The sequence below is a fragment of the Pontibacter litorisediminis genome (assembly GCF_029360645.1).
Classification (GTDB): domain Bacteria; phylum Bacteroidota; class Bacteroidia; order Cytophagales; family Hymenobacteraceae; genus Pontibacter; species Pontibacter litorisediminis.
In genome coordinates this window covers 43,779-68,970 of the sequence record NZ_JARDUA010000008.1, presented here as the reverse complement: position 1 = coordinate 68,970, position 25,192 = coordinate 43,779, and the positions used below count along the sequence as shown (strand labels likewise).

Genomic DNA, 25,192 nt, shown 5'->3' with positions numbered 1-25,192 from the left:
GCTAACTGATGCCATAGAATAACAGAAAAAAGCTATCTTACGGCATGGAAAGAGCGACATCACAAAGGGAGGCGGTCAAAGCCCTCCTTCAGGAATTTCAGCAGACGCGCGATACTCAAAAACTACTGGACGGGCTCCGACAGTTGGAGGCAGAAACCGCCGACGGGGAGCTGTGGATCCGGTTCTTCGACGGCGACACTGGTGCCACGACCATTCGCGATCTGGAGCGCCACCTGGCTGCTCCCTCCCACCCTAATTACACATCCGTGCTGGAAAGCATAGCCATTGCCCTGGAGCAGGACGGACTGCAGTTGTACTTTTCATAACCAACAACTTCATAGTCCCTATAAGACATTTGTGCACAAGGTAGTTTGTATTCAATTGCAAAATGGTTTTTGCAGTGAAAGTGCTGACCAGCTGTCTTTCTGACGGACCTCAACGCTACCCGTGGATTAACCAGGTAGTTGTCTCCCTAAGTCGCCACTTGCTAAACAATGCATAGACAAAGTAAGGCTAGAGGTATATCCCCCGATTGTGGATGGTACTACCCCATCATTTAGCTACAGCTCCATTCACATCCTATAATTTACCTTATGTTCAATAGGGCCCTGGCTCTCTTTGCCAACTTCTACTTTAGAGCCGGATAATCTGCTCGATTCTTTCCTCTAGCAGCGGCAAGCGGTCCTGATCCATCAGGTGGCAGCCCAGCATCTCCTCCCGATAGCGGCTGTCTTGGATTGCCCTGTACTCTTGCTGCAGGTACTCTCTTACTTCTTTGGGGGCCTCAGCGATTTCCTCTACCAGGCGCAGCCTGTTGTCAGTAACATACACAACGTCTTCAAAGTCGTGGCTGCCGCGGGGATCACCGCCCCGGCTGTGGTAGGCGGCGAATTTGGTCGCCAGGAAGTACGCCACGGGCAGTATGCGGATGTGCAGATCTCCTGCCAGCGCGACAGTTATCGACTGGTCCAGCCCTGGCTGATACCAGGGATTGGTGAATCCCAGTATAGCCGGGTCATCCGGCATTACGTCTATGGTGATGCCCTCGTAGGCAAAGCGGCAGATTACCCTACTGGACGGATCGGGATAGAACCTTAGCTCCTGCAGGCGCTCCTGAAGCCGGTTCCAGGCACCGTAGCCAGCCAGCGAAACGCTCAGGTCTATATCGCTGGTTGGGCGAACTGCATCGGCAGCGGGGTCGTCGGCGTAGAGGCTCAGCGTGGCCCCGCCCACAAACACCATCTCCTCCCGAAGCTCCTGCAGCCCGGAAGCCACCTTTTTGATGACTTCTATGTTGATTGCCTTACCGTCCATTCAGTATTCGCTTCTCAAGTTCCGCATTGGCGAGCTCCCGCTCCCGCACCCTTCCTACCCGGAGCGCATCCACCAGCGCCAACAGCTCGTGCAGCTCAGGCTTGTTGAGTGCCGCCTCCACGGCGGAAGGGTAAAGCGGTTCTACCGCCTGCCCCCGCTCTTGTCCCTTTGCATAGGGCCACACCAGCTTTTCGTTGCTCATAATAAGCTCATTCAAAGGAGCGGCACTGAAAGCTGTGGGCACCCCTCTCACAATCGCACCAGGTTCTTGGGGGAAAACATAACGCAAGCCGTGCGTAAGGAATTCCAGCAGTGCGTGTCGCATCACTTTCTTCTTCGACTTATCGATCAGGCCTGCCTTGTAGGACCTGTGGAGCGACTCAGTGACTTCTGATGGGCTAATGAAGGCCTCCTGGGCGATGTCCTTCATCATCCAGGGCCTATCGCTTTGGGCGACGATGGCCAGTAACACCACGATGTCTTGGGGACGCATGCCGCTGTGCTTCTTCATTTACTTTTGGTTTGTGATTCGCGAATTGCAAATTAGTGATTAATAGAAGAAAAACAAAGTACGGATGAACAGGGATTGACACGCAATTGCAGATTATTTAATGAGAGAAAACAGAACCTCTTGCCCGAGTGTCTCTTTGCGCCACACCGGTTTAGCAGCGTAAGTCAATATCCACAGGTGCTCCACACTTAAATACACTAACAACTCCTTCACTTAGTCATTAACTTGGTCACAAGCTTAGACATTCCCGACCAAGCTGCCCCCTGGGAAGGCAGGATGGAAGAATGATCAATTTTAAAGATATTGGTATCCTTGTGCTTCGCCATGCCCACCGTTGGCTCCCCTTTATCAATCTGAATTAGTGTGAGACGTGAGACTCGAGACGGCCGCGCACTCGGCCACTTGATCGGCACTGAGTTTGCGCCGCAGCCGGGCCAGCTTGATGTTTTTAACCAGCTCAGCCAATAGCCGTTACCAGTATGGGTATAAAAGTCTTGATTTGGCCATATGTAAACTATAATTTACAAAAATACAGGTATTTGTCAAGTATAGTTTACATTACGATGCATAAGCGATTGGCATGCTGCTTTTCTGTGCCCACAATCGGAGAACAGGGTAGTTTGTCAAGTTTAACAACACAAAAACTTGACAAACTACCCTGTTCTCGTTAGGTAAATGGGAGGCTTTACCGACATTTATCCGACATTCATTTCGCTTATCCGACAAAAGAAGGTGACATGATCATCTCTGTTGCCACTACAGCAGGAGAGTTACATGCACTCTCTTCCGTCTATTCCTCTGCTCAAAGTTTGCTGCGCAAAACTGAGCAGGAACTTGAGATATGAGCCGTAATTTGTTCGCTACAGACTCGGCAGTTTCCGAACTAGGGTACTGTTCAAGAAGGAGACGATAGGTTATACAAGACACCTCCTGCTCGCCACCAAGCGGAGGGCCCCCGTACCGATTCAATCAATATAAATATTTGAAATTGCATATTAAATTGAAATATCGGTATATTTAAAGAAAAGACCTCTATATGAACAAACTTAACATCCTCCGGCGGCATTTAACGATGCTCCGCCTGGTACAACCACCCTTTTTCTATCCCGGCAAAACCCAGATGCTGGCGCGCCTGCAGCAGGAGGACCTTGATTCGGTTTCAGGTCGGACGTTTGAGCGCGACATCAAAGAGATACACGCCTTCTACGGCATCAACATCACCTACTGCCCCCGGCACAGGGGCTATTACCTGAACCAGCCCGCCGACGAGGACCTGTCCAATTTCCGGCAGTTCTTTCAGCTATTGGAGCGCAGTGAGCGCCTAGCTTTCCTCACCCACTCCTCCGACGCCCTCAGCACGAGCAAGTACCTGCTGCTGGAGGAGAACCAGGCCCAGCTGGGCCTGCAGCACCTGCCCCTGCTCTGGAACGCCCTCCGGACGCAACGACAACTCACCTTTGGCTACCAGACCTTCCGAATAGCCTCGCTGAAGCCCTACCAGGTAGACCCGCTCGTGCTGCTGGAGTACCGCAACCGCTGGTACCTGGCCGCCTGGGACGAGGCAGACCGCCGCTTCAAGACCTTCGGGCTGGAGCGCATGCAGGAGCCCCAGTTGACGCAGGTTCCGGTGCAGCAGGATAGAAGAGCCGCGTTCCTGGCCCTGAAGCAGGAGGCGCTGGGGGTGCATCTTGGCTCGGATCAGCAGGTGGCGAAGGTCCTGCTGCAGGTGGACGGAACGATGGCCCCCTACATCAGAACCGTCCCCCTTCACCATAGCCAGGCGACCCTGGAGGAACAAGAAAACGGCAGCATGAGCATTTCCTTGCGCCTGGTACTGAACCATGAATTGGAGAGCTTGCTCCTGAGTTACGGCGAGCATGTAGAGGTACTGGAGCCACAGGTCTTGCGGGAGAAGTTGCGGGAGCGGATTCAGCAGTTGGCGAGGCGGTATACGAATTAACTTTATTTTAGAAAATAGCAGCACTTCGCCACCCTTTGGCGGAGCAACCTTTTAACTAGCAGCAACAAGCACAACATATGAGGATACAACTTAAACTATCGCCCAACACGCAAGCCGTGCCCTTCAAGCACCTGCACGAGCTCACCAAACGGCTGCACCGCTGGCTGGGGCCGGAAAACAACCTGCACGACGGGCTGAGCCTGTACAGCTTTGGGTGGCTGAGGGGTGGTACTGCCCGAAAAGGAGCACTCTCCTTCCCTGCCGGTGCCACCTGGCAGGTCTCCTTTTATGACGAGGACGCCGCCCGAAAACTACTGATGGGCATCATTAACAGTCCGGAGTTATTCTATGGCATGCGCGTGTACGAGGTGCAGGAACTGCCCACGCCTGCTTTCGGGGAGCAGTACCGCTTTCTGGCCGACGGCCCCGTGATTGCCCGGCAGGTAAGGCCCGACGGCTCCCGGGAATATTTACTGCACGATGCACCCGCCGCTGACCTTGCCCTCACCGCCACGCTGCGCCACAAGCTCGAAAAAGCCGGGCTCTCTGCCGAAGGCGTTTCCGTTTCCTTCGACCGCTCTTTCCTGACGCCAAGGCAGAAGCTGGTGGAGATCAAAGGCATCAAACACAAAGGCAGCATTTGCCCTGTGGTGGTAGAAGGTTCGCCTGAGGCGGTACAGTTTGCCTGGCTGGTGGGTGCCGGGGAGTTAACGGGAAGTGGTTTTGGGGCTTTGATTTAAACAGATATGGAAGAACTGTACATAGTGAACTACAGCGGCACCTTCGGCTTTATCAAGCCCTGGACTGCAGTGCGCGACGAAAAAACATTCAGCCAGCAGTTCCTGACCCCTTCTATTATAGAGGGCTTACGACAGAAATTAGGGGTATCTGCCATTTTGCGGCACAAACTGATGCATGCCGGAACATCTTTACAGCAGGAGCGCACGCAGTCCCGTGCCTTTGAGGAAAAAAAGAAAGGCGGCTTTAAGCATGCCGCCAGAGCGCTTTCTATCATCAACCGGGGCGTGATGCTGTACCCGAACCTGTGGCTGGCTTTCCCAACGCTGGCAGATGCAGAACTTGCCGCTGAGCAGCACATCTGCCTGAGCCGAAATGAAGATGTTTTATTACCCTCTCAAGGCATCACCAAAGTAACGGTGGAGGAATTTGACCAGATGCCGGGTTTTGAACTGCGCTTTGGCAAAACACCAAACAGCATCCTTGTAGGCCACAACCGCTACGAAGGCAACGTGCCCATGTATGGCGAGGTCATCATCACGGGTAATCCAATCTTAGACTTAAGCCTTGAGGTATGACTTTACTTGCCAAAAGCCCTGAACAAGGAGGACTTACCCTTTTAGCCCATACCCAGCAGGTAGTGGAAGCTGTTCGTCTGTTTGCCCAAGCTTATGACATGCCGATTGCCTTAGCCGAAAAAGGAGCGTTGCTGCACGACTTAGGAAAGGCACACCCATACTTTCAGCGTACCTTAAAAGGTGAGGTAAGTCAGGAGGAAATTTTGCGTGCTGTGCCACACCGGCATGAACTATCTTCCCTGTTGTTGCTGCCGCTTTGTGAGCATGCGGAGTGGCCCCCCCTGGTGGAGATGGTGGTGGCGCACCATAAATCGGTGGAAGAGGATGCCCGCAGCCGGGGTTTGTTGGACCTGATTAACCAGTACGGTCCTGACAGGGTATTTCAACGGCATGCAGAGGAGTTTGAGAACTGGCAGCTTGGTCTACAGGAAGTGCTTTCTTCCACGCCGGTTGCCTTTCGGCCTGTCAGTTTAGAAGAAGCACGCGAAGCATTTGATTTCGCCATAGCCTATGCAGAAAGCCTGCCGTTAGGCTGGTCTAAGTGGCGCGGCTTGCTCATGACGGCCGATCATTTTGCCTCCGAGTTCATGGCTGAGGTAACTGGTTTAGCATCTAATTTCTTCAAAACCCCAGACCTTAGCTTTTACAACCGAAGCCACCCACTTTACCCGCTGTCGCTCTTACCCTCCGTGCCGGACAAGCCGCACACGCTGGTAATAGCGCCGACTGGTGCCGGTAAAACTGATTTTTTGCTCAAGCGCTGCCAGGGTCGCGTGGTTTATACTTTACCGTTTCAGGCAAGTATAAACGCCATGTTCCAGCGCATCGAGCACGATCTTAATCAAGACAAACCAGATGATCAGAAAGAGGATGTGCGGCGGGTGCATGCTGCCAGCAAGATCAGCCTGAAGAAGAAAGACGGGGAAACTATAACCGAAGAACAGCACCTACAGCGGCAAGCGGGTGCAGGCGTTAAAGTGACTACTCCGCACCAACTGCTGTCGCTCATTTTCCACATCAACGGCTATGAGGTGCTATCACTTGACCTGCAGGGCTGCGATGTGATTCTGGATGAGGTGCATGTTTACAACGGGCAGGTGCGAACCATGACGCTGAAGCTGATCGAGCGCTTAGCCGAAATTGGCTGCCGCATCCACATTGGCACGGCCACGATATCAGAATCTCTGGTGCAGCATACTCTGAATGCTTTGGGCGGTGCTGACAACGTGCAGCAGGTGCGCCTGCCGGATGAACAGTTGGAGAAATTTAACCGGCACGAGGTCTACAAAACACCAGACGAGGATACAGGAAGAGCAATAGTAGCAAAAGCCATTGCGGCAGGTGAACGGGTGCTGTTTGTGGCGAACAGGGTTAAGCTGGCGCAGGAACGGTATCAATGGGCTCTGGAAGAGTTCCCGGATATGCCGGTGCTGCTGGTGCATAGCCGCTACCGCCGTTGCGACCGCACGGAGCTGGAAAGCGGGATTTACCGCTACAACGAAATGCAGGGGCCTTGCCTGGTGATTGCGACGCAGGTGGTGGAAGTGAGCCTCGATATTTCCTTCGATCGCATGGTGACAGACGCAGCGCCGTTGGATGCGCTGGTGCAGCGCTTCGGGCGCGTGCACCGCAAACGCACAGAAGCTACGATTGGCACCTACAAACCGGTGCATGTAATCGCTCCGAGTGAGGAAGACAAAGACCTGCTGCCTTACGAGCCGGACATAGTACGCCGGAGTTTTGAAGCCTTGCCAGACGGCCTGTTGGAAGAAAAAAAGCTGCAACAGCTGATGAACCACGTTTATGGAGAAGTTGCCATGCCTTCCATTGAGGTGCATACGCAACAGCTGCCCATGCTCTGCCACCGGCCAAAGTCTGTGCTACTGGATGCGCTGGAGATTGAAAGTGCCGTTTGCGTGCGGGAGGAAGACAAAGAAGCATACCTGAAAAGCCGAGGCACAGAGCGACAGATGCTGGAAATACCGGTGCCTTGGAAATCTTTATTGGGGCAAATGGACAATTTAGGCCAATTAGAAGTTGGCTGTTATCCTTACATCATTCCGGATGCATGGTATAACACCGCTGGCCAAGCCATTGGCCTTACCATACCCAAATCAAACACTACTCCGGCAGTTCAACCCATACAAATGCTATAAGATATGTACACCGCTTATATCGGAAAAAGGCTCATTGAGCTATACAACCAGCGGGAGCAAGCACAGTATACCGCTGCCACTTTCTACCAGGAAGTGTATTACCCGCTGTTCTTTGATGATGATCGCTTTCTGCAGCACATCAACAACTCCAAATTCGACCAGGCCTATAAGCAAAAAAAGAAAACACCGCTTACTGCAGCGGTACGTGCTCAGGCATTAGAGGCGCAGCTGGTTAGGATCGAAAACGACACGCCGGATGGCTCTTTTTATCTGGGCGGCGCGGCCGCCGACGCATCAGCCGGAACCAGCGGCCAGGTGAACAATTTAGCCATTGAGATACCGGCCGAGGATGTTTACGCCTCCTGGATCGGAGCGGCACTGGGTGTTGGTGTAAACGGCGGACTAAACATTCTGGTAGACTCTGATCAGGTTATACTTGCCTTGTTTGACGGGTGGTACTGGTACAGGCAATACATGAAACAGACTTCATCACTGAAGCCGCACCAGATAAACACCTGGAACGGTTGGTGGCTTACCAATGCCTTTGGCCGAAGGTTTAATCCTTCCTCCCCTTTTAGCATGAGGCAACCGGCAGTAGACACAAAGGAGGGCGTGGTAAGTCTAAAAACACAGCCCTGGATACAGGTTATGTTTGCACTCGCACAAAAGCTGGAGAAACCTACCACCGCTTATGTTTACTCCATGAGCCAGATGAACACAACGCTTGGCTTTGTGCAGCTGCAGTTAGATGAGATCAAGTATGAAATCGACCTATACAACAGGCTTGTTGGGGAAACCGCAGGGCTCAATAACAAAAGCCTGGAGGAAATCTATGAAACCCAATTTGGGTTCGAGCGCGCCTGCCTGCAAGGTTCTATCGGTTTAAGAGCGTTGGAGCCAGCCAAACTGCGGGAGCACATGCCCGGCTTTAAAGGGCCGGCCAAACCATTCAAAAATATTCAGGAAAATCATCTTTTTAAAATTTACGAAATCTGGACCATCGCTATGCTCAACAACGAACAATTGCTTCAGAAAGCCCAAGACCTGGCAGAAGCGCTAACAAACTTCTCTCAAGGAGAACGGGGAAAAAAGACCAACGCCCAGCTCGTCAGCAACTTCCTCAACAGCAGCTCAAGGCGCGAGCTGGTAACACATGCCACAAAGTTGGTAGAGGAATCCAGTGAGTCTGCCCAACTGGTAGATGAGGCCTGTGATGAACTGGTCAAGCTTCCGAAGCAGGACTTCCCGCTTTTCATGGCGCTCCTTCGCCTGAAGTATGCCGTAGCCGAAGCCAAACAAACTGTTTAAAACCTTAAAACATACTTATCCATGAAACCATACCTTTACATCCGTGGCCTCCGTGTGGCCGAACATACTGTTTTCTGTGTACAAGACGGTCAGAAAACCTACTATGACCCGATCTCAAACCGGAAAGTTGCCTATTCAAGCGGACAGCAGGTAAAGCGCTCTATGCTGGATGCGCTGTCAGAGACGCTGAATGAACCGCGCGCGCCTATCACCTACAACTATGAGATCAACAAAAAGAAGGAGTTGGAGAACAAGGAACCTTGGTCACCATGTGACCCACATTACGCTGACCAGCTTTTGGGCGGCTGGATGCGTGCCCGTACCGGCGAAATCACATTGAAACGCCGCAGCCCCCTTTCTATCTCTGCCATGCGTCCGCTGCACCCCTTCCTGGTGAGCATGAACTCGGAGAACATCACATTTGACCGTAGTGAGCACCCGGAGCAAAATCCTGTGAGGGTTCTAAATGCATCTGGTCAGGAGCTGACTGCCGAGGAAATTCAGGAGTACCTTCATTCGAATAAAAGAACTCTACCACGAAGAGCCTGGATTCCAGATAACAGCCGTACCACAGGTCTTTTCGTTTACGATCTGGCAATTGACCTGAAGCGTTTGTTTACGGTAGCAACAAACCAGCACGAGCCAGAGTTAAGTCCTGCTATGCTTGAGCAGTTAAAGGAAGAAGGCTGGGAAACATCTGCCGACGGTGAATTTCTCCTTTGCCCCGAGGATCGCCGCAGAGAGATTGCAGAAGGCTTGGCCGCAGCCGTTGTTGAGTGGCAAATTACCAGCAACCAGGCGCGCACCTACAGTCCACAGTCAACATTGGCTATAGCCGTCAGCGAAAATGCCTCCCTCATAACCGCCGCCATTCGCGCAGATTTAGACGAGGAGAATCCGCAACGTGCCGTGCCTATCATTGAAAGCGTGCCCAAAGTGGATCTTTATACTTCTTTAGCCGCCAGAGCCTATGTACCCGGTGTGCCTGGTACGGCTGATGCCTTGGACCAGGCACGTATAGCCATTGAAGAGCGCTTGCTGGCATTTGATTATGCAGCAGCCGCCCTTTAATACCAAAAGCATATCGCCTATCGGCGGTATGCTTTTTTCTTACTACCTCATCTGTCCGCGCAAGGCGTGGCTGGTGCGGCAGGGCATCTGGATGGAACAGGAGTCCGAGGACGTGGCGCTGGGAAGGCTGTTGGACGAGACCAGCTACAGCCGCAATGAGAAGCACCTGGACCTGCACGCCATCGCCCCCGACGGCACGCCCCTCGTGGGCAAAATTGACAGGGCCTTGCTGCGCGATGGGGTGCTGCACGAGACGAAGAAAGGTCGTTCCTGCCAAGAAGCGCACCTGCGCCAGGTGCGCTTTTACCTGTGGCTTCTGAAGCTCAACGGCGTGACCGGTCCGGGCGGGGTGCCCTACCGGGGGCAGATCGACTACCCGGCCCTGCGCCGCTCGGAGCCCGTGGCGCTGGGGCCGCAGCAGGAAGAGGAACTGGCCCTGCAGCTCCGGCTCCTGACACTCTTGCTGGAGGAGCCGCACCCGCCGGCCCGGATCAGCAAGCGTGAATTCTGCCGCAAATGCGCCTTCGAGGAGCTTTGCTACGGATAAGGATGATTTCATTTTACAGCTATACATACCGCCAGTTTAAGCGAAGCGGTAACTGGTGGTTTAGTTTGGGCCCCGGTTTTTAACTGGCGAAAGTATGGCATCTCTTACGCCAGTCACAGACTGGCCTTATAATAAGCCACAAGTTGTGCTACCGCTAAACTTGCGGCATGGTTGTGTAATAATTTTTAATTGAGCAAAGCCCATGAAGCGCCCTTTCTATCTCTTCTCCAACGGCCGGCTGCGCCGCAAGCACAACACGCTGGCCCTGGAAAAAGCCGCCTCCGACTGCCGCATCCCCGACGACGAGGACACCGAAGGCCTGCCCAGCCAACCCGCCGATGGTCCGCGCCTGCCCTTTGCCGTGGAGTCGGTGGACAGCCTGTACCTGTTCGGGGAGATCGACATCAACACCAAACTTGTCACGTTTCTGGCGCAGCAGGGCATTCCGTTGTTCTTCTTCGACTACTACGGCAACTACACCGCCTCGCTGTACCCGCGCCAGCCGGTGGTGAGCGGACGGGTGCGGATGGCGCAGGCACAGCACTACCTCAGCCCGAAAAAGCGGATGGTGCTGGCCCGGGAGTTTGTGGATGCGGCCCTGTTCAACATCCTGCGGGTGATGCGCTACTACGTGCCGCGCCTGCCTGAGCCCGAGGCCCTGGCCCTGCAGGAGAGTTGTGAGCAGATAGAGCTGGAGCGTTGCCGCATCCCTGCCTGCCCCGACATCCCGACGCTGATGAGCGCCGAGGGCCGCGCCCGCGACTGCTATTACCAGACCTGGCCGCTCATGCTGGGCGAGGCCGTGGCGCAGAAGTTTCCGTTTGACAAACGGGAGCGCAGGCCGCCGTCCAACCCGCTGAACGCGCTCATCTCCTTCGGCAACTCCATTTGCTACTCGGTGGTGCTGCGCCAGATCTACCGCACCGCCCTCGACCCCACCGTGTCTTTCCTGCACGAGCCCGGCGACCGCCACTATTCGCTGTCGCTGGACCTGGCCGAGCTCTTCAAGCCCCTGCTCATCGACCGTGCTATCTTTAAGCTACTGAAAAACGGGGAGATACAGCCGAAGCACTTCGAGCAGCGGCTGGGGGGGTGTTACCTGAAGGACGAGGGCCGCAAGATCTTTATGGCTCACCTGGACCAACGCCTGCAGCAAACGGTGCTCCACCGGCAGCTGAACCGGCACATTTCTTATGAACGGCTGGTGCGGCTGGAGTGTCACAAACTCGTGCGCCACCTCTGTGACCCGAAACAGGACTCTTACCAGGGCCTGCATATGTGGTGGTAATTTTTTTCGTTTTTCGTTACTCGTTGTTAGTTGATCGTTGAGTATCTCCTGTTGCAATTATGCTTCACTTTTAACTCATAACTCTAAACCTTTAACTAACAAGCTGTTCTTTGACATACTGAAAAAACCAACAAGCCATGCCCTACTTTATAGCCGTATATGATGTAAACCAGAAGCGTGTGGGCAAGATGCTGAAGCTCTTCCGCCGCTACCTCACCTGGGTTCAGAACTCCGTTTTTGAAGGCGAGCTGACCGAGGCCCAGTACCAGCGCCTCCGCCACGAGGCCAACCTGCTAATGGAGGAGGATGATGGTGTGGTGATCTACCGGATGCGCGAGGAGCGCTACCACGAGCGCCACGTGCTGGGGGAGGACAAAGGTAAGCCGCAGCGCTTCCTATAGTCGTCGGGCAGACTGCAAAAGCACCTCTTTCCCGGAAGCTTATGCTGTTCCCAGCAGACACACAAAATTAACTTACTGGTAATCATATTACTAAACGAGTCGTCAGCTCCCCGGCCATTTTACATTATCGGCACCTGACGCTTTTAATAAAGCATTTCTTCTATAAAAATCCCTTCAGAATTTATCTAAAGGAATATTATAATTATTTTTGAGGGTGGGTTTCAATCGCACCTTAGTGGTATAGAAAGTGAGCAGGGTAAGCGTAAGGGATGCCAGCTGGTTAAGGTTTCAATCGCACCTTAGTGGTATAGAAAGTCTTAAGCTGCTTGAGGTACTCGAGGGCCGAGTCCTTGGTTTCAATCGCACCTTAGTGGTATAGAAAGGTGTATCCTTACGCCGAGACCGGGAACGAGAACGAGTGTTTCAATCGCACCTTAGTGGTATAGAAAGGAATAATACTCTTTGATGCTTTCGATTGCGCCCTTGTTTCAATCGCACCTTAGTGGTATAGAAAGGGGGAAGCAGGGCTCTCTGCCAGGGGCAGCGAGGTGGTTTCAATCGCACCTTAGTGGTATAGAAAGGTGTCTCGAGCGCGTCCATGTGGAAAACATGCGTTCCCGGTTTCAATCGCACCTTAGTGGTATAGAAAGTAGCCATAGTTCTCTCATGTCGTTATGCTTTAATATGTTTCAATCGCACCTTAGTGGTATAGAAAGCAGCCTAAGTATAAGAAAGGCCAGAAACTAAAGGTAGAGTTTCAATCGCACCTTAGTGGTATAGAAAGGAGAGGTGAAGCAAGCAATGAAGGAACTGGGAGCCCTGTTTCAATCGCACCTTAGTGGTATAGAAAGGTGGGGGTTGTGATTCTTACACCAGCCATTACCCTGTTTCAATCGCACCTTAGTGGTATAGAAAGCAACTCACAGCACAAAGCCCCGGCTGTGCAGAAATTCGTTTCAATCGCACCTTAGTGGTATAGAAAGCTGTCTGCAGCAGCTCGCAGTTCTCCACGATCACATTGTTTCAATCGCACCTTAGTGGTATAGAAAGTGGTACAGGTCTAACTCAAACGGCGCGGTGTTGAGTTTCAATCGCACCTTAGTGGTATAGAAAGGAGAAGGTGCCCGTCATCTTCGAGATGTCCAGTTTGTTTCAATCGCACCTTAGTGGTATAGAAAGTTGCGAACGAACCGCTGTGCAGGGTTGCCCCCGAGAGTTTCAATCGCACCTTAGTGGTATAGAAAGTAGTTTGTGACCGTGGTCACCTGCTTAAAGGCGGGGTTTCAATCGCACCTTAGTGGTATAGAAAGGTGCAGAACAGCACCAAGCCGATCGCCTCAGGCTACGTTTCAATCGCACCTTAGTGGTATAGAAAGTTATGGAAAAAGGAGTAGGCCAGCACGCTAGCCCCGCGTTTCAATCGCACCTTAGTGGTATAGAAAGGTATGCTGCCCGGCTGGCTCGTTCACTCAATAACCTTAGTTTCAATCGCACCTTAGTGGTATAGAAAGTAACATAAGATGTAGATATTTGAATATGCTATGGACAAGTTTCAATCGCACCTTAGTGGTATAGAAAGTGGCTGGTAGAGCAGTAGCTTGGCGTAGATGCGCTTTGTTTCAATCGCACCTTAGTGGTATAGAAAGCTGGAGGTGGCCGGACGCCTGCTGGACGCCTGGAAGGGTTTCAATCGCACCTTAGTGGTATAGAAAGACGGCAGCAAGTACCCCTTCTACGTGTCGAGCCTGTGGGTTTCAATCGCACCTTAGTGGTATAGAAAGGTGTTTGACTTCGAGACAGGGCAGTTTATACCGGATGTTTCAATCGCACCTTAGTGGTATAGAAAGCTGGAGGTGGCCGGACGCCTGCTGGACGCCTGGAAGGAGTTTCAATCGCACCTTAGTGGTATAGAAAGTTCACCAAGGGCGATATCGTGCAGGTGTCTTCCACGGGTTTCAATCGCACCTTAGTGGTATAGAAAGCCCTGCTGCGGGCCGCCAGCTCCCTGGCGTAAGGATTGTTTCAATCGCACCTTAGTGGTATAGAAAGGGCATTGATTTGCAGCCGGTGGCGGACAGCACCAACGGGTTTCAATCGCACCTTAGTGGTATAGAAAGTGAAGAACCGCAACTACGCCCACTACTCCTACATTGGTTTCAATCGCACCTTAGTGGTATAGAAAGGTGTACCAGCAGCACGGCACCGGCCACCAGATCGGGGTTTCAATCGCACCTTAGTGGTATAGAAAGCTGTTCTGGGCTATACACCTGAATTAACAGACTGGTGGTTTCAATCGCACCTTAGTGGTATAGAAAGGATGCAGAGGAACTGAAGCAGCAGAAGGGAAAAGTAGTTTCAATCGCACCTTAGTGGTATAGAAAGTATAATTTCGAGGACCATGTAGCCCTTTGCGAAACGGTTTCAATCGCACCTTAGTGGTATAGAAAGTTGCAGGCTCTCGTTCTCAGCTTTCAGAAAACTATCGTTTCAATCGCACCTTAGTGGTATAGAAAGTTGAGCAGGTGGACGCGCCAACGGCAACGCTAGGCAGCGGGTTTCAATCGCACCTTAGTGGTATAGAAAGGTAATAGTGCGCAGGTACTCCAGCGCGTTAATAAGCGGTTTCAATCGCACCTTAGTGGTATAGAAAGAATTATTTGAGGGCAGGGGCGTGCCGGAGGGCTTTAAGTTTCAATCGCACCTTAGTGGTATAGAAAGCAGATCCTGAAGGCAGATTACAAGGGCATCACCAACCGGTTTCAATCGCACCTTAGTGGTATAGAAAGTACATAAACCTCACTTTTGCTTTCTAAAAGGGCTTTGGTTTCAATCGCACCTTAGTGGTATAGAAAGCTGTTTTACTTTATTCTTATGCTGTTCATCCGCCCAAGTTTCAATCGCACCTTAGTGGTATAGAAATATGGCTGCCTATGTTTCGAGCCTCTACCCTATCCAATTTATACCTACAAAGGCAAGTAAAACACCTCCTCCCCTGTCGCTTCCGGACGGCTATTCCCTCTGCACTATAATCCCATTTTGGCTTGCTGATTTCTAAAATCCCTGGCTGCGCAAGGGAAATCTGCAAGTGTGGCAGCTTAAAACGTTTTACCAACGCATGATTGTAGAACGTTATTGCATTACAGTCCTAAGACTTAAATTTTTGTTTGTTAAAGCTGTATGGTCAAGAAAGTGTATAAAATTTTTACGCCTGTAAAAAAAGCACTCATAGGTTTTCACCTTTAAGTGCTTTTTTAGTGCATAACAATGACACAGTGCTAAAGCGGTCTCAACCGATTAGCAGGCTTCATTGCTGCGCTGCATAATTAGATTGAGACTATTCTTCATACTTTTGATTCTTTAACATTCGCTCCAGTAAATCAACCTTCTCGCGCTCACTTTGTAACAGGCGTTCATACAATTTCTTATTCTCTTCAATAGCCTCCATTAAACTATCAATTGGGTTAAAGTTAAAAGTGGATTTGAAGGCTACTGATGTTGAGTTATCATGGCTATTAAAGGTGGTGGAAACAATATTGATAGCAGCCTCCTCATCAAAGTTCTTAATTGCCTCCGCAGTTACACCAAGCGCTTTCCCAATCCGATCTAAGGTCGCATCATCTACCTCCTCTTCCTGCTCAATGCGAGAGATATTTTGCTGGGTGGTACCCAGTTCACTGGCTAGGGCGGACTGCTTCACTCCCAAAGCGGTCCGCATTCTTCTCACGTGGTCGCCCAGGTGAATCGGTCGTCTTCTGGCTGCTGTTTCCATAGAAATAAGTTACGAAAATTATTTAATAAATCCAATTCATTTCCACTGGTATTTCACACGTCTTCGGTTGTTTAATACAAGCGTACCACATTTGATACAACTACCCTTTCCGGCATCTTCGTCTTATCGTCAGGCTGTACCCGATGCTAATATACAGCTTTCAGACATAACACATTCTGAATATTTGTATAAAGCCGACTAGCCGTCCTTCGCTTCCACGCTACTCATGTTACAAATTAAGTACATCACTCGCCTATGAAAACGTATAACCCAACGAGTCCCAACCAAGCGTATCCTTACCCGGAAAAAGAACTCCATCACTTCTGCTCCCTTTATCCTCAGGAAGAGGCCCAGCAAGAACTCTGGCGCTGGTTTATCCGCTCGCTCAAACAAGGCTACGATGGCCTCTCCTCTACCCGCACCACCAACCTTATTACCTTCTATGAAAACCTTAAAAAGCTTATTTCAGCTGTATATCAGCTGCATGACCTATCCCGAAACGAGGCGCAGGAAGAAATAGCAGAAGACAGCTATCCTGCTGCCGCGGCCGAAATGCCTTCCGAGGCTGGTCCCGTTGCCAGGGCGCTGGAAACGCTCCACCACAACATGCCCCAGTCCTGGACACTGCTGATCTGCCCGCCGGAGTGAGCATTCGCTGACGCTACCGCCTCTGTGCGCGGCACCTCTTACATTTTATTTTATTCCACCTTTAAACAATTTACTTATGTTTCATAAAAAATGGCTTCCGGGGCCGCCGATGCCCCTCATTCTCTTTTTGCTTCCCTGGGGCATCGCCTTGCTGATGAGCTTTGCCCGGGCTCCTGAACGTCCCCTGCCTCAGTCCGATGGTCCCCTGGCCCCCGGCCAGGTAGTGCCCGACCTGGAGTTTCGCGGCATGTTCAACTACAAGGACTCCACGGCTCGCCTCTCCGACTTCCGTGGCAAGCTCGTGCTGCTCGACTTCTGGGCCACCTCCTGCGGGTCCTGCCTGCTGTCCATGCCCAAGCTGGAAAAGCTGCAGGAGCAGTTTAAAGACAGCCTGCAGATCCTGGCCGTCACCTCCCAAAGCACCGGGGCCGTGGCGCGCTTCCGCCAGAAGAACCGCATTTTGCGCGGTGTGACGCTGCCCCTGGTCACGGGGGCCGGGCACCTGGGAGAGTACTTCCCTTACCGGATGGTGCCCCACCTGGTGTGGATCAGCCCGGAAGGACGGCTGATTTCGCAGACCACCCAGTACGACGCCAACCCGGAGACCATCCGGGCTATGCTCCGCACCGGCCGGGCTGATTTCAAAACAGAAAAGAAGGACAACATGGCCTTCCGCTACGAGGACCCGCTCTTCCTGGATGGCAACGGGGGCAACCCTTTCCCCCTGTACCGCTCGCTTTTGACTCCCTATGTAGCCGGGCTGCCGGCTATCGGGGGCACCATCCGCACCGATTCCACCGTGCGCTACTTCCAGACTAACACCTCTGTGCCGCGCCTCTACAAACTGGCCTTGGGCCTGCCTTCGAATTTTCCGGACAAACAGATCCTGCTCGACAGCCCCGAGGCCCAGGCCTATTCGCTCGACCGTTGGCAGGAGGAGAAAGCCCGTAAAGCCTTCTGTTATGAGCTGCTCCTGCCCCTAAGCAAGGCCGGGGAACTGCAGTCCCTCATGGAGGAAGACCTGCGCCGTCACTTTGGCCTGCAGGCCCACGTAGAGGAACGCAGACTCGAGAGTTGGGTGCTGCAGCGCCGCAAGCGGGCACCGGTACCGCGTAGTCAGGGCGGCCCTGCTTCGGATAATTTCTTTTCACCAGGCGAGTCAGATAAATTCCTGCAGAACAAGCCCCTGGATGTGCTTATCCGCTACCTCGATCAGTACGCCACCCCGCTCCCGGTCGTGGACAAGACCGGCATCACGCACCCGGTAGACCTGACCCTGGACACGGAATCACTGGAACTCCCTGTCCTCAATGCCCAGCTCGCTGCCTACGGGCTGGAGCTACGCCTCCAGGAAGTACCGCTACAGGTCCTGGTGATCCAGTAACCTTACCCAACTTTTAAACCTAATCGAAACTACGATGAAACACTTCTTTTACCCCTTGCTTTTCCTCCTCTGCCTCGCTGCCCCCGCCCTGGCGCAGGACGTGCTGCGTGGCAGGGTGCTCTCAGCCAACGGGCAACTGCCCCTGCCCGGCGCATCAGTACGGATCCTGGGCACCACGGTGGGCGCCGTGGCCGACTCCGAGGGTCGCTTTGCCCTCCCGGCCCAGCAGGCGGTCGACACGCTGGAAGTATCCTACCTGGGCTATGTGCCCCGCACCGTGGTGGTGCGTCACCCCATGCCGCCCGGCCTGACCATCACCCTTACCGAGGACGCCCAGGCCCTGGGGGAGGTAGTCATCTCCACGGGCTACGAGCAGCTCTCGCCCGAGCGCGTGACCGGCTCCTATACCGTCCTCAGCCAGGACCAGCTCCGGCGCTCCACGAGCCCGGAGCTGCTGGAGCGGCTCCAGGGCCTGGTCCCCGGCCTTACCTTTGATGAGCGCACCGGCAGCACGCCGCGGCTCCACATCCGGGGACAGAGCACCCTCTACGCCAACGCCGCTCCGCTTATCGTGGTGGACAACTTCCCGTACGAGGGGGATCTGAGCGCCATCAACCCCAACGACGTGGAAAGCGTGACCGTGCTCAAGGATGCGGCGGCGGCCTCCATCTGGGGGGCCCGCGCCGGCAACGGCGTGATTGTGATCACCACCCGCAAGGGGCGCCGGAACCAGCCCCTGCAGGTAGGGCTGAACGCCAACGCCACACACCTGCCCAAGCCTGACTTTGATTACCTGCCCCAGATGGACTCCCATGACTTTATCGCCGTGGAGCGCTACCTCTTTGACAAAGGCTTCTACAACAGCCAAGAAAACAGCCCGCAGCGCCCGGTGCTCTCCCCGGCCGTGGAAATGCTCATCCGTCACCGCGACGGGGAGCTTTCCTCCGAGCAGCTGGAGGCAGGCCTTCGGGAGCTGGGCAGTCATGACGTGCGCGAGGACTTTGAACGCCACCTCTACACCCGCGGCCTGCGCCAGCAGTATGCCCTCAACCTCAGCGGGGGAACTGATAAGCTTACGTACTATGTCTCCGGGGGCTACGATAAGGAGCAGGGCCAGCTCGGGGATGGGAACAGCCGCGTGAGCCTGCGCTCTGAAAGCAGCTATACCCTTCTCAAGCCCCTGACCCTGCACCTGGGGCTTAACTACACGCAAGGGCAGCGCCGCTTTGGCAGGCCCTCCTATGAGGCCATCCGCCCGGACATCTCTTCCCGGCTGCTCTACCCCTACGCCCGCCTGGCCGATGACGCGGGCAATCCCCTGCCCCTGCCCAGGGACTACCGCAGCACCTACACAGCCGGAGCCCGGGAGCTGGGCCTGCTGAACTGGGACTATGTGCCGCTGCGCGATGCCGAGCATATCGACCGCCAGGCCGCCTCCCAGCAGGTGCTCCTCACGGCCGGCACCGACCTGCGCCTGGCCCCGGGGCTGGAGCTCCTTACCCGCTACCAGTACGCGCGCAACAGCGACGAGGACCGCAACCTGCAGGAGATCGGCTCCTATTACGCGCGCGACCTCATCAACCGCTTCACCCAGCAGAGCGAGACCGGCACCCTGAGCTACCCTATCCCGCGCGGGGGTATTCTGGACACGCGCCTCTACGACTTCCGCTCGCACAACGCCCGCGCCCAGCTCCGCTACGACAGGGGCTGGGGCATCCACGAGGTGGCGGCCCTGGCGGGCGCCGAGCTGCAGTCCCAGCACACTGCCGGGCAGAACTTCCGGGCCTACGGCTACGATGAGCGCACCCTTACCAGCACGCCGGTGGACTACAGCGGCCTGTATCCTAACTTCCAGTATCCCGGCAGGCGCCAGCGCATCCCCGACGGCACGAACTTTTCGGACCGGACCCTGCGCTACACCTCCCTGTTTGCCAATGCCACCTATACCTACGACAGGCGCTACAGCCTCTCGGCCAGCGCCCGCAAGGATGCCTCCAACCTCTTCGGCGTGGCCAGCAACCAGCGCGGGGTGCCCCTCTGGTCTACCGGCCTGGCCTGGAACGCCCACCAGGAAGCCTTCTTCAACGCTTCCTGGGTGAACCGCCTCCGCCTCAAGCTCAGCTACGGCTACAACGGCAACGTGGACAACACGCTGACGGCCCTGGCCACTATCGTCGCCGTGCCGGGAGGCAACCTGATCAACACGCCCTTTGCCGTAGTGCGCACCTACCCCAACCCGCACCTGCGCTGGGAGAAGACGGCCACCTGGAATGGCGGGGTGGAGTTCGGCCTGCTCGGCGAGCGCCTCTCCGGCACCCTGGACTTCTACACCAAGCACAGCACCGACCTGATCGGGGATGCCCCGGTGGACCCAACCTCCGGCGTGCTCTCCGGCGACGTGCGCCGCAACATCGCTTCGATGCGCGGCCGCGGGGTGGACCTCTCGCTGACTGGCCGGCTGCTCACCGGCGCCTTCGGCTGGCAGAGCACCCTGCTGCTGGGCTACCACCACAGCGAGGTGACCGGCTACGAGAGCGGTGAAGTGAGCGGTAGCCGCTACGTGAACTCCGGCCTTTCTGTCGTGCCCCTGGAGGGCAGGCCCCTCTACAGCCTTTTCAGCTACGCCTGGCGCGGCCTGGACGGGCAGACGGGCGACCCGCTCGGCATGTATGAGGGCGAGGTGAGCACGGACTACGCGGCGATCACCCGCACTACGCCCCTGGAGGAGCTCGTCTACCATGGGCCGGCCATCGCGCCCTGGCAGGGCTCTTTGCTGCAGACCTTCACCTACAGGGGCCTTTCGCTCTCGGGCAACCTGACCTACCGCTTCGGCTACTTCTTCCGCCGCCCCTCCATCCGCTACGGGCAGCTGTTCAACAGCTGGGACGGGCACGCCGACTATGCCCTGCGCTGGCAGCAGCCGGGCGATGAGCAGCGCACCCAGGTGCCCTCGCTGGTTTACCCCAACAACCCCAGCCGCGATACCTTTTACCAGTTTTCCGAGGCGCTGGTGGAGCGGGGCGACCATGTGCGCCTGCAGGATGTGACCCTTTCCTATGAGCTACCCCGGGGCGGGGACAGGCCGCGTACCCTGCGCAGCCTGCAGGTATATGCCCTGGCCCGTAACCTGGGCATCCTGTGGCGGGCCAACGACCAGGGCCTGGACCCCGACTACCCCGACAGCAAGCTGCCGCCGGTGACCTCTTTTTCCCTGGGCCTGCGCGCCGGGTTTTAACCATACATTTAAAAAGTAGACCGACATGATCAAGAATATATTATTCCTGGCCCTGCTCCTTTTTGGCTGCACCGCCTGCGAGGACTTCCTCGAAGTGAAGCCCGACAAGCAGCTGGCCATTCCCACAGACAAGCTGGAGAACCTGCTCGCCCTGCTCGACAACACGAGCGCGCTCAACCAGAGCTACCCGGCCACCCCGGTCATCGCCGCCGATAACCTCTACCTCCACAGCACTGACTGGCAGGGCCTGTCCAGCCGGACAGCGCAGCAGGCCTATGTCTGGGAGCGGGATGTATTCAACGACAGCGACCGTAATGACTGGACGCTGCCCTACAACGTGATCTTTATTGCTAACCTGGTCCTGGAGGGAACCGACAAGCTCTCCCCTGCCCCAGGGGAGGAAGCGCTCTGGAATACAGTGCGGGGCAGCGCGCTCTTTCACCGGGCACACGCCCAGTACTGGCTCCTGCAGGTCTTCGCCCCGGCCTACGACCCGGCCACCGCCTCCCAGAGTCCGGGCATCGTCCTGCGCCGGGTCTCTGACATCAACGCCCCCTCCAGCCGGGCCACTGTGGCGGAAGGCTACCGCCAGGTGCTCCAGGACCTGGAAGAGGCGGCTGCCCTGCTGCCGGACCTGCCGGCCCACAAGACGCGCCCCTCCCGGGCAGCGGCTTTGGCCCTGCTCTCGCGCGTGCACCTGCAGATGGGCCAGTCTGAAAAGGCCCTCTCCTGCGCGCAGCAGGCCCTGCAACTACAGCCGCAGCTCCTGGACTTCAACATGCTTCACACGGCAGCGGCCTACCCTTTCCCGCGCTTCCACGAGGAGGTCATCTTCCACAACACCATCATGAACCTGCCTGGCATGAGCTACCCGGCCGGAAAAGTAGACACGGCCCTCTACCGCCTCTACCAGCCCGATGACCTGCGGCGCGAGGCCTTCTTCCGTTACACCGCCCCGGACGACATCGGCTTCAAGGGCAGCTATCATGGCTCCGCGGCGCTCTTTGGGGGCCTGGCCACCGATGAGCTGTACCTGACGATGGCCGAAAGTCATGCCCGCCTGGGGCACACCCAGGAGGCCCTGGCAGCCCTGAACTCGCTGCTCGGAACGCGCTGGCGCCAGGGCACCTTCACCCCGTATACGGCCGAAGATGCAGACGCGGCCCTGGCCCTCATCCTGGAGGAGCGGCGCAAAGAGCTGCCCTTCCGCGGCCTGCGCTGGGGTGACCTCAGACGCCTCAACCGCGAGGAGCGCTTTGCCCGGGAGCTGACCCGTACCCTGAACGGCACGACCTACAGCCTGCCGCCCGGCGATCCCCGCTACGTGCTGCCCATTCCGCAGAAAGTCATCGAGTCCGGCGGCATGGCCCAAAACCCTTAACCTGTGTGAACCCTAAATCCAGAAAGCCTGGCACCGTCTGGTGCCAGGCTTTCTTCTTCCCCTGCGGGCATTGGCTTACTTGTCGCGCAGTTCCTCCAGGATCGGGTTGTCCACCCCGCTCTGCGTTGGCTTGCCCGGATCCTGCATGTCCTCTTCGGCGTATATGGCGCAACGCTTCTCCCCTTCGCCACAGTTTTCCGGGGCATCCACCAGGGTATAGTGGTCGGGGTTATCCGGGTCGCCACCGGTCTGTAATTGGAACCACTGCAGGGCACTGGCCTCGGTGGAACGAACGGTTGTTGTGCCGGCAAAGGCCAGCGCGGAGCCCAGCAGCACGGCCAGGATACTTAAATTTACCTTTTTCATAATCTTTACTGGTTTTGTTCGGCCCGCTTTCCAGCAGGGGCAGGCCTTTCCCTGTTCCGGCTCCTCCCCGCTCGGCCCCGGGGCGCCAGGAGCAATAGTTGTTGCTAGTTGGCAGCGGGGACCGCGCTGCCTGTCATCAGCTTTCCTTTGTCGTCTGCCCTCCTTTCTGCCCCGCCGCAGGCTGCGGACTGACGCCCGACTGCCCCCGTTGCCGGGCCTTTTGTTCCAGAATGATGGCCCCTACCGGCAGGGCCAGAAAAAACAGGTTAAATACCAGGTGCGCCTCCCAGCTCAGCTGCCGGAGCACGCCCCCACAGCTGCAGGGCACCGAACCGAAGGCACCGGCCAGGGCCAGCAACACGTAGCCCGTGAAGGCGGCCATCAGACCGGCGGCTGCATACAGCCCCGCCCTTCGGGTTGGCCGGAAGGCCAGCAGCCCGCAAACCAGGAGCTCTGTCGGTGGCAACACCCATACCACCAGCTCCTCCAGCCAGCCGGGAAAGGGCTGCAGTAGTATCTGCCCACGAAAGGTATCCACATCCAGCAGTTTGCTCAGCCCCGTGTAAAGGAATAGGACAATCATCAGGGACGCGACCACCTCGGTGGTGCGTCTGACTGAATGTGCTGTGGGTAACGTGTTCTGTGTCATGCTTTTCCTGATTGCGTTTCTTATATGGTAAAGGTAGGAAGGAAACGGAGCTCCGTTTCTGTCTCATAACAGGCAATCACTCTAAATATCAATAACTTACGATGAAAACTTTCGTAGCAGGCGCCCCTACTTTGCTCCCCGTAAGCGGCTGAGTGTATCTGGAAACATCCCTAAATAAGAGGCAATGGCTTTAACAGGGGCGACATGGAAGAGCCCGGGGCGTGCTGCCATCAGCTTCTCGAAGCGTGCCCGGGCGGGCAAACTGCTCCGTTCAAAGTAATGGCGGGAGATTCGCAGCAGGTAATCCTCTACAATCGCCCGCTCCAGCTGCCGGAAGGAAGAAAAGGTATTTGCCGTAAACTCCGTTTCCTGAAAGGAAAGACTGTGCAGCTTGCTGTCTTCCAGCAGCTCCAGGTAAAAGGTGGCGGGTGCCTGGCGGCAGAAGCTGTCCAGTGCCACCATCACCTCCCCCTCCAGCCAAAACCAGGTGGTCACCTCCTCTCCCTTGGCCTCATCCAGGATGTAACCGCGGGCTGCCCCCTCACTGATGAACCAGGCCTCTGCCGGCCTTTGCCCGGGGCGTAGCAGCAAACGCCCTTTCGCGTATTTCTTTAAGGCAAGCGCTTGGCTGAGGTGCCTCTTTAAGGCAGTACCCAAAGGAAGGTAGGAATCGAGCACCTGGAATATGTGACTTAAATCCGTCATAGTTCTCCTTTTGGATGGCACTCCTAGTGGAACCACCAAGCTACCGCTGGTTGATAAGGGGCAGGCTAAGGGCTTCTTTCAGAGTATCTACCTTTTCCCGAAGCGGGCCGCTCAACGTTGCCGCCTTCCCGGAAAAAGCGCTTCCGCTGCTGTCCGGGTATGGCCGCGTGTGCCTCTTACTAGACAATGACGCAGCCGGACGATCCGACAAGAGCCTGCTGTAAAGGTAGCGGCCCGGCCGCATTAAACAGGTTATCTTATGTTATGAACTAGAGGAAGCTAAGTTTCAAAATGACTGAACAGAGGTTCGTTTGGGAAGGATCAGGGGTGGCCGTTTTCCCGGATGAGCCGGCTCAGCGACTGTGGGGTAACGCCCAGGTAAGAGGCAATCACCTCCTTGGATACGTGCTGCTCGATGCGGGGATGGCTCTGCAGCAGGTCCAGGTAACGCTCCCAGGCAGAACGCGTGAGCAGGTCCTTGGTACGTTTCTTATGAAAGGCGCAATACTGGAGCACCAGCCCCCGCAGCAGGGGCTCTACGGCGGGCAGTTGCTCGGCTAGCGCTGTCAATTGCTGGTAAGAAAACGATAAGAGCTCACTTCCGGGCATGACCTCCAGGTACAGGTCAGAGGGCTGCCGGTGAAAAAAGGATTGTACCGGCACAGCCCAGGAGGCCTCCCGCCATAAGAACAGCGTGATGGCACGGCCGGATGCATCGTCGTAATAATACCCCCGTACCATGCCCTGCTCCACATAATACAGGTGCTCCGGCAGCTGCCCGGCACTCAGCAGCAGCTGCCGCTGGGCATAACGACTCCTGGCCAGCATGCCCGATAGCAGGGACTCCAACTGCTCCTGCACCCCCCGGGGCATACGGCCAACTGGCGCAGCTCCCCCAGTCAAGGCCTGTACCAGTAATTTTATCTGCCGCTGCTGCCCTCCTGCTTGTCGGGACGGAGCAGGTTGCTTATCGGCCAAATCCAGTAATGGTGGTAAGGGAGGTGGTGATCGTCACGGTCGTCGTCGTGGGGTCTGTAGTGGAGAAATCTCCTGCCTGTCCCTGCACTCTGAAAGTAAACAGGGGCTTGGTCTTAAGGGTCAACTTGTTGGCTTGCTTCTTCATGGCTTGGTGTTTTGAAACAAACCTACACCAGCTTGTGCTTCACCCCAAATTTTTTAGACG

Annotated in this window: 23 protein-coding genes and 1 CRISPR repeat array; of the genes, 15 read left to right on the top strand and 8 right to left on the bottom strand. The window is 55.5% G+C overall.

All coding sequences use genetic code 11. The annotated features are described in order from the left end of the window. Positions 1–44 precede the first annotated feature (44 nt). On the top strand, positions 45–326 hold the full coding sequence (locus PXG97_RS18955; protein WP_276499405.1) for a hypothetical protein: 282 nt from the start codon (positions 45–47) through the stop codon (positions 324–326). Between the two features lie 307 nt (positions 327–633). Here PXG97_RS18955 and PXG97_RS18950 read toward each other — a convergent pair whose 3' ends face one another. Both PXG97_RS18950 and PXG97_RS18945 read right to left on the bottom strand, forming a co-directional pair. After that, positions 634–1,314: a nucleotidyl transferase AbiEii/AbiGii toxin family protein gene (locus PXG97_RS18950; RefSeq protein WP_276499404.1), complete on the bottom strand. Its 681-nt coding sequence runs from the start codon at positions 1,312–1,314 to the stop codon at positions 634–636. Beyond that, complete coding sequence (locus PXG97_RS18945; RefSeq protein WP_276499403.1) at positions 1,304–1,825, bottom strand: hypothetical protein; 522 nt, start codon at positions 1,823–1,825, stop codon at positions 1,304–1,306. Before PXG97_RS18945 ends, PXG97_RS18950 begins: the two co-directional genes overlap by 11 nt. A 1,036-nt stretch (positions 1,826–2,861) precedes the next feature. On the opposite strand from PXG97_RS18945, the gene PXG97_RS18940 reads away from it, so the two are divergent. The 9 genes from PXG97_RS18940 (at position 2,862) to cas2 (ending at position 11,872) form a co-directional block, all read left to right on the top strand. Beyond that, a complete protein-coding gene (locus tag PXG97_RS18940; RefSeq protein WP_276499402.1) occupies positions 2,862–3,785 on the top strand; it encodes a helix-turn-helix transcriptional regulator in 924 nt (307 codons plus the stop codon). 77 nt (positions 3,786–3,862) lie between these two features. Continuing rightward, positions 3,863–4,525, top strand: a complete 663-nt coding sequence (locus tag PXG97_RS18935) for a CRISPR-associated endoribonuclease Cas6 (protein ID WP_276499401.1) — start codon at positions 3,863–3,865, stop codon at positions 4,523–4,525. Between the two features lie 6 nt (positions 4,526–4,531). Beyond that, positions 4,532–5,101, top strand: coding sequence for a hypothetical protein (locus PXG97_RS18930; RefSeq protein WP_276499400.1), 570 nt, complete (start codon positions 4,532–4,534; stop codon positions 5,099–5,101). Next, a complete protein-coding gene (gene cas3, locus PXG97_RS18925) occupies positions 5,098–7,257 on the top strand; it encodes a CRISPR-associated helicase Cas3' (protein ID WP_276499399.1) in 2,160 nt (719 codons plus the stop codon). The genes PXG97_RS18930 and cas3 overlap by 4 nt, the downstream gene beginning before the upstream one ends. A gap of 3 nt (positions 7,258–7,260) precedes the next feature. Beyond that, a complete protein-coding gene (locus PXG97_RS18920) occupies positions 7,261–8,565 on the top strand; it encodes a hypothetical protein (protein ID WP_276499398.1) in 1,305 nt (434 codons plus the stop codon). A 21-nt stretch (positions 8,566–8,586) separates the two neighbouring features. Beyond that, positions 8,587–9,636, top strand: coding sequence for a CRISPR-associated protein Cas7 (locus PXG97_RS18915; protein ID WP_276499397.1), 1,050 nt, complete (start codon positions 8,587–8,589; stop codon positions 9,634–9,636). Positions 9,637–9,664: 28 nt separating this feature from the next. Then, positions 9,665–10,183: a CRISPR-associated protein Cas4 gene (locus PXG97_RS18910; protein ID WP_276499396.1), complete on the top strand. Its 519-nt coding sequence runs from the start codon at positions 9,665–9,667 to the stop codon at positions 10,181–10,183. Positions 10,184–10,385: 202 nt separating this feature from the next. Beyond that, a complete protein-coding gene (gene cas1b / locus PXG97_RS18905) occupies positions 10,386–11,471 on the top strand; it encodes a type I-B CRISPR-associated endonuclease Cas1b (RefSeq protein WP_276499395.1) in 1,086 nt (361 codons plus the stop codon). A 137-nt stretch (positions 11,472–11,608) separates the two neighbouring features. Continuing rightward, positions 11,609–11,872 carry a CRISPR-associated endonuclease Cas2 gene (cas2, locus tag PXG97_RS18900; RefSeq protein ID WP_276499394.1) on the top strand — a complete coding sequence of 88 codons (264 nt, stop codon included), beginning with the start codon at positions 11,609–11,611 and terminating at the stop codon, positions 11,870–11,872. Positions 11,873–12,090: 218 nt separating this feature from the next. Next, a CRISPR array of direct repeats spans positions 12,091–14,792; the repeat unit is 30 nt; unit sequence GTTTCAATCGCACCTTAGTGGTATAGAAAG. 414 nt (positions 14,793–15,206) lie between these two features. Here the strand turns inward: cas2 and PXG97_RS18895 are convergent. Then, entirely contained in the window at positions 15,207–15,641 is a 435-nt protein-coding gene (locus PXG97_RS18895; RefSeq protein ID WP_276499393.1) for a helix-turn-helix domain-containing protein, read from the bottom strand. Between the two features lie 255 nt (positions 15,642–15,896). Here PXG97_RS18895 and PXG97_RS18890 point away from each other — a divergent pair, with 255 nt between their 5' ends. The 4 genes from PXG97_RS18890 to PXG97_RS18875 all read left to right on the top strand — a co-directional run bounded on the left by PXG97_RS18890 (position 15,897) and on the right by PXG97_RS18875 (position 22,289). After that, entirely contained in the window at positions 15,897–16,289 is a 393-nt protein-coding gene (locus PXG97_RS18890; RefSeq protein ID WP_276499392.1) for a hypothetical protein, read from the top strand. 76 nt (positions 16,290–16,365) lie between these two features. Continuing rightward, positions 16,366–17,673 carry a redoxin domain-containing protein gene (locus tag PXG97_RS18885; RefSeq protein WP_276499391.1) on the top strand — a complete coding sequence of 436 codons (1,308 nt, stop codon included), beginning with the start codon at positions 16,366–16,368 and terminating at the stop codon, positions 17,671–17,673. 34 nt (positions 17,674–17,707) lie between these two features. Then, positions 17,708–20,908: a SusC/RagA family TonB-linked outer membrane protein gene (locus PXG97_RS18880; RefSeq protein WP_276499390.1), complete on the top strand. Its 3,201-nt coding sequence runs from the start codon at positions 17,708–17,710 to the stop codon at positions 20,906–20,908. Between the two features lie 25 nt (positions 20,909–20,933). Further along, on the top strand, positions 20,934–22,289 hold the full coding sequence (locus PXG97_RS18875) for a RagB/SusD family nutrient uptake outer membrane protein (protein WP_276499389.1): 1,356 nt from the start codon (positions 20,934–20,936) through the stop codon (positions 22,287–22,289). Positions 22,290–22,364: 75 nt separating this feature from the next. Here PXG97_RS18875 and PXG97_RS18870 read toward each other — a convergent pair whose 3' ends face one another. The 3 genes from PXG97_RS18870 to PXG97_RS18860 all read right to left on the bottom strand — a co-directional run bounded on the left by PXG97_RS18870 (position 22,365) and on the right by PXG97_RS18860 (position 24,009). Continuing rightward, complete coding sequence (locus PXG97_RS18870) at positions 22,365–22,655, bottom strand: hypothetical protein (RefSeq protein WP_276499388.1); 291 nt, start codon at positions 22,653–22,655, stop codon at positions 22,365–22,367. A gap of 136 nt (positions 22,656–22,791) precedes the next feature. After that, on the bottom strand, positions 22,792–23,304 hold the full coding sequence (locus tag PXG97_RS18865; RefSeq protein WP_276499387.1) for a MauE/DoxX family redox-associated membrane protein: 513 nt from the start codon (positions 23,302–23,304) through the stop codon (positions 22,792–22,794). Positions 23,305–23,430: 126 nt separating this feature from the next. Next, positions 23,431–24,009 carry a Crp/Fnr family transcriptional regulator gene (locus PXG97_RS18860; RefSeq protein WP_276499386.1) on the bottom strand — a complete coding sequence of 193 codons (579 nt, stop codon included), beginning with the start codon at positions 24,007–24,009 and terminating at the stop codon, positions 23,431–23,433. Positions 24,010–24,023: 14 nt separating this feature from the next. On the opposite strand from PXG97_RS18860, the gene PXG97_RS18855 reads away from it, so the two are divergent. After that, positions 24,024–24,233 carry a hypothetical protein gene (locus tag PXG97_RS18855; protein WP_276499385.1) on the top strand — a complete coding sequence of 70 codons (210 nt, stop codon included), beginning with the start codon at positions 24,024–24,026 and terminating at the stop codon, positions 24,231–24,233. Positions 24,234–24,330: 97 nt separating this feature from the next. On the opposite strand, the gene PXG97_RS18850 is transcribed toward PXG97_RS18855, so the two are convergent. Both PXG97_RS18850 and PXG97_RS18845 read right to left on the bottom strand, forming a co-directional pair. Further along, positions 24,331–24,987 (bottom strand): Crp/Fnr family transcriptional regulator, encoded by a 657-nt coding sequence (locus PXG97_RS18850; RefSeq protein WP_276499384.1) that lies wholly within the window; start codon positions 24,985–24,987, stop codon positions 24,331–24,333. Next, positions 24,977–25,111 carry a hypothetical protein gene (locus PXG97_RS18845; RefSeq protein WP_276499383.1) on the bottom strand — a complete coding sequence of 45 codons (135 nt, stop codon included), beginning with the start codon at positions 25,109–25,111 and terminating at the stop codon, positions 24,977–24,979. The genes PXG97_RS18850 and PXG97_RS18845 overlap by 11 nt, the downstream gene beginning before the upstream one ends. Positions 25,112–25,192: the final 81 nt, after the last annotated feature.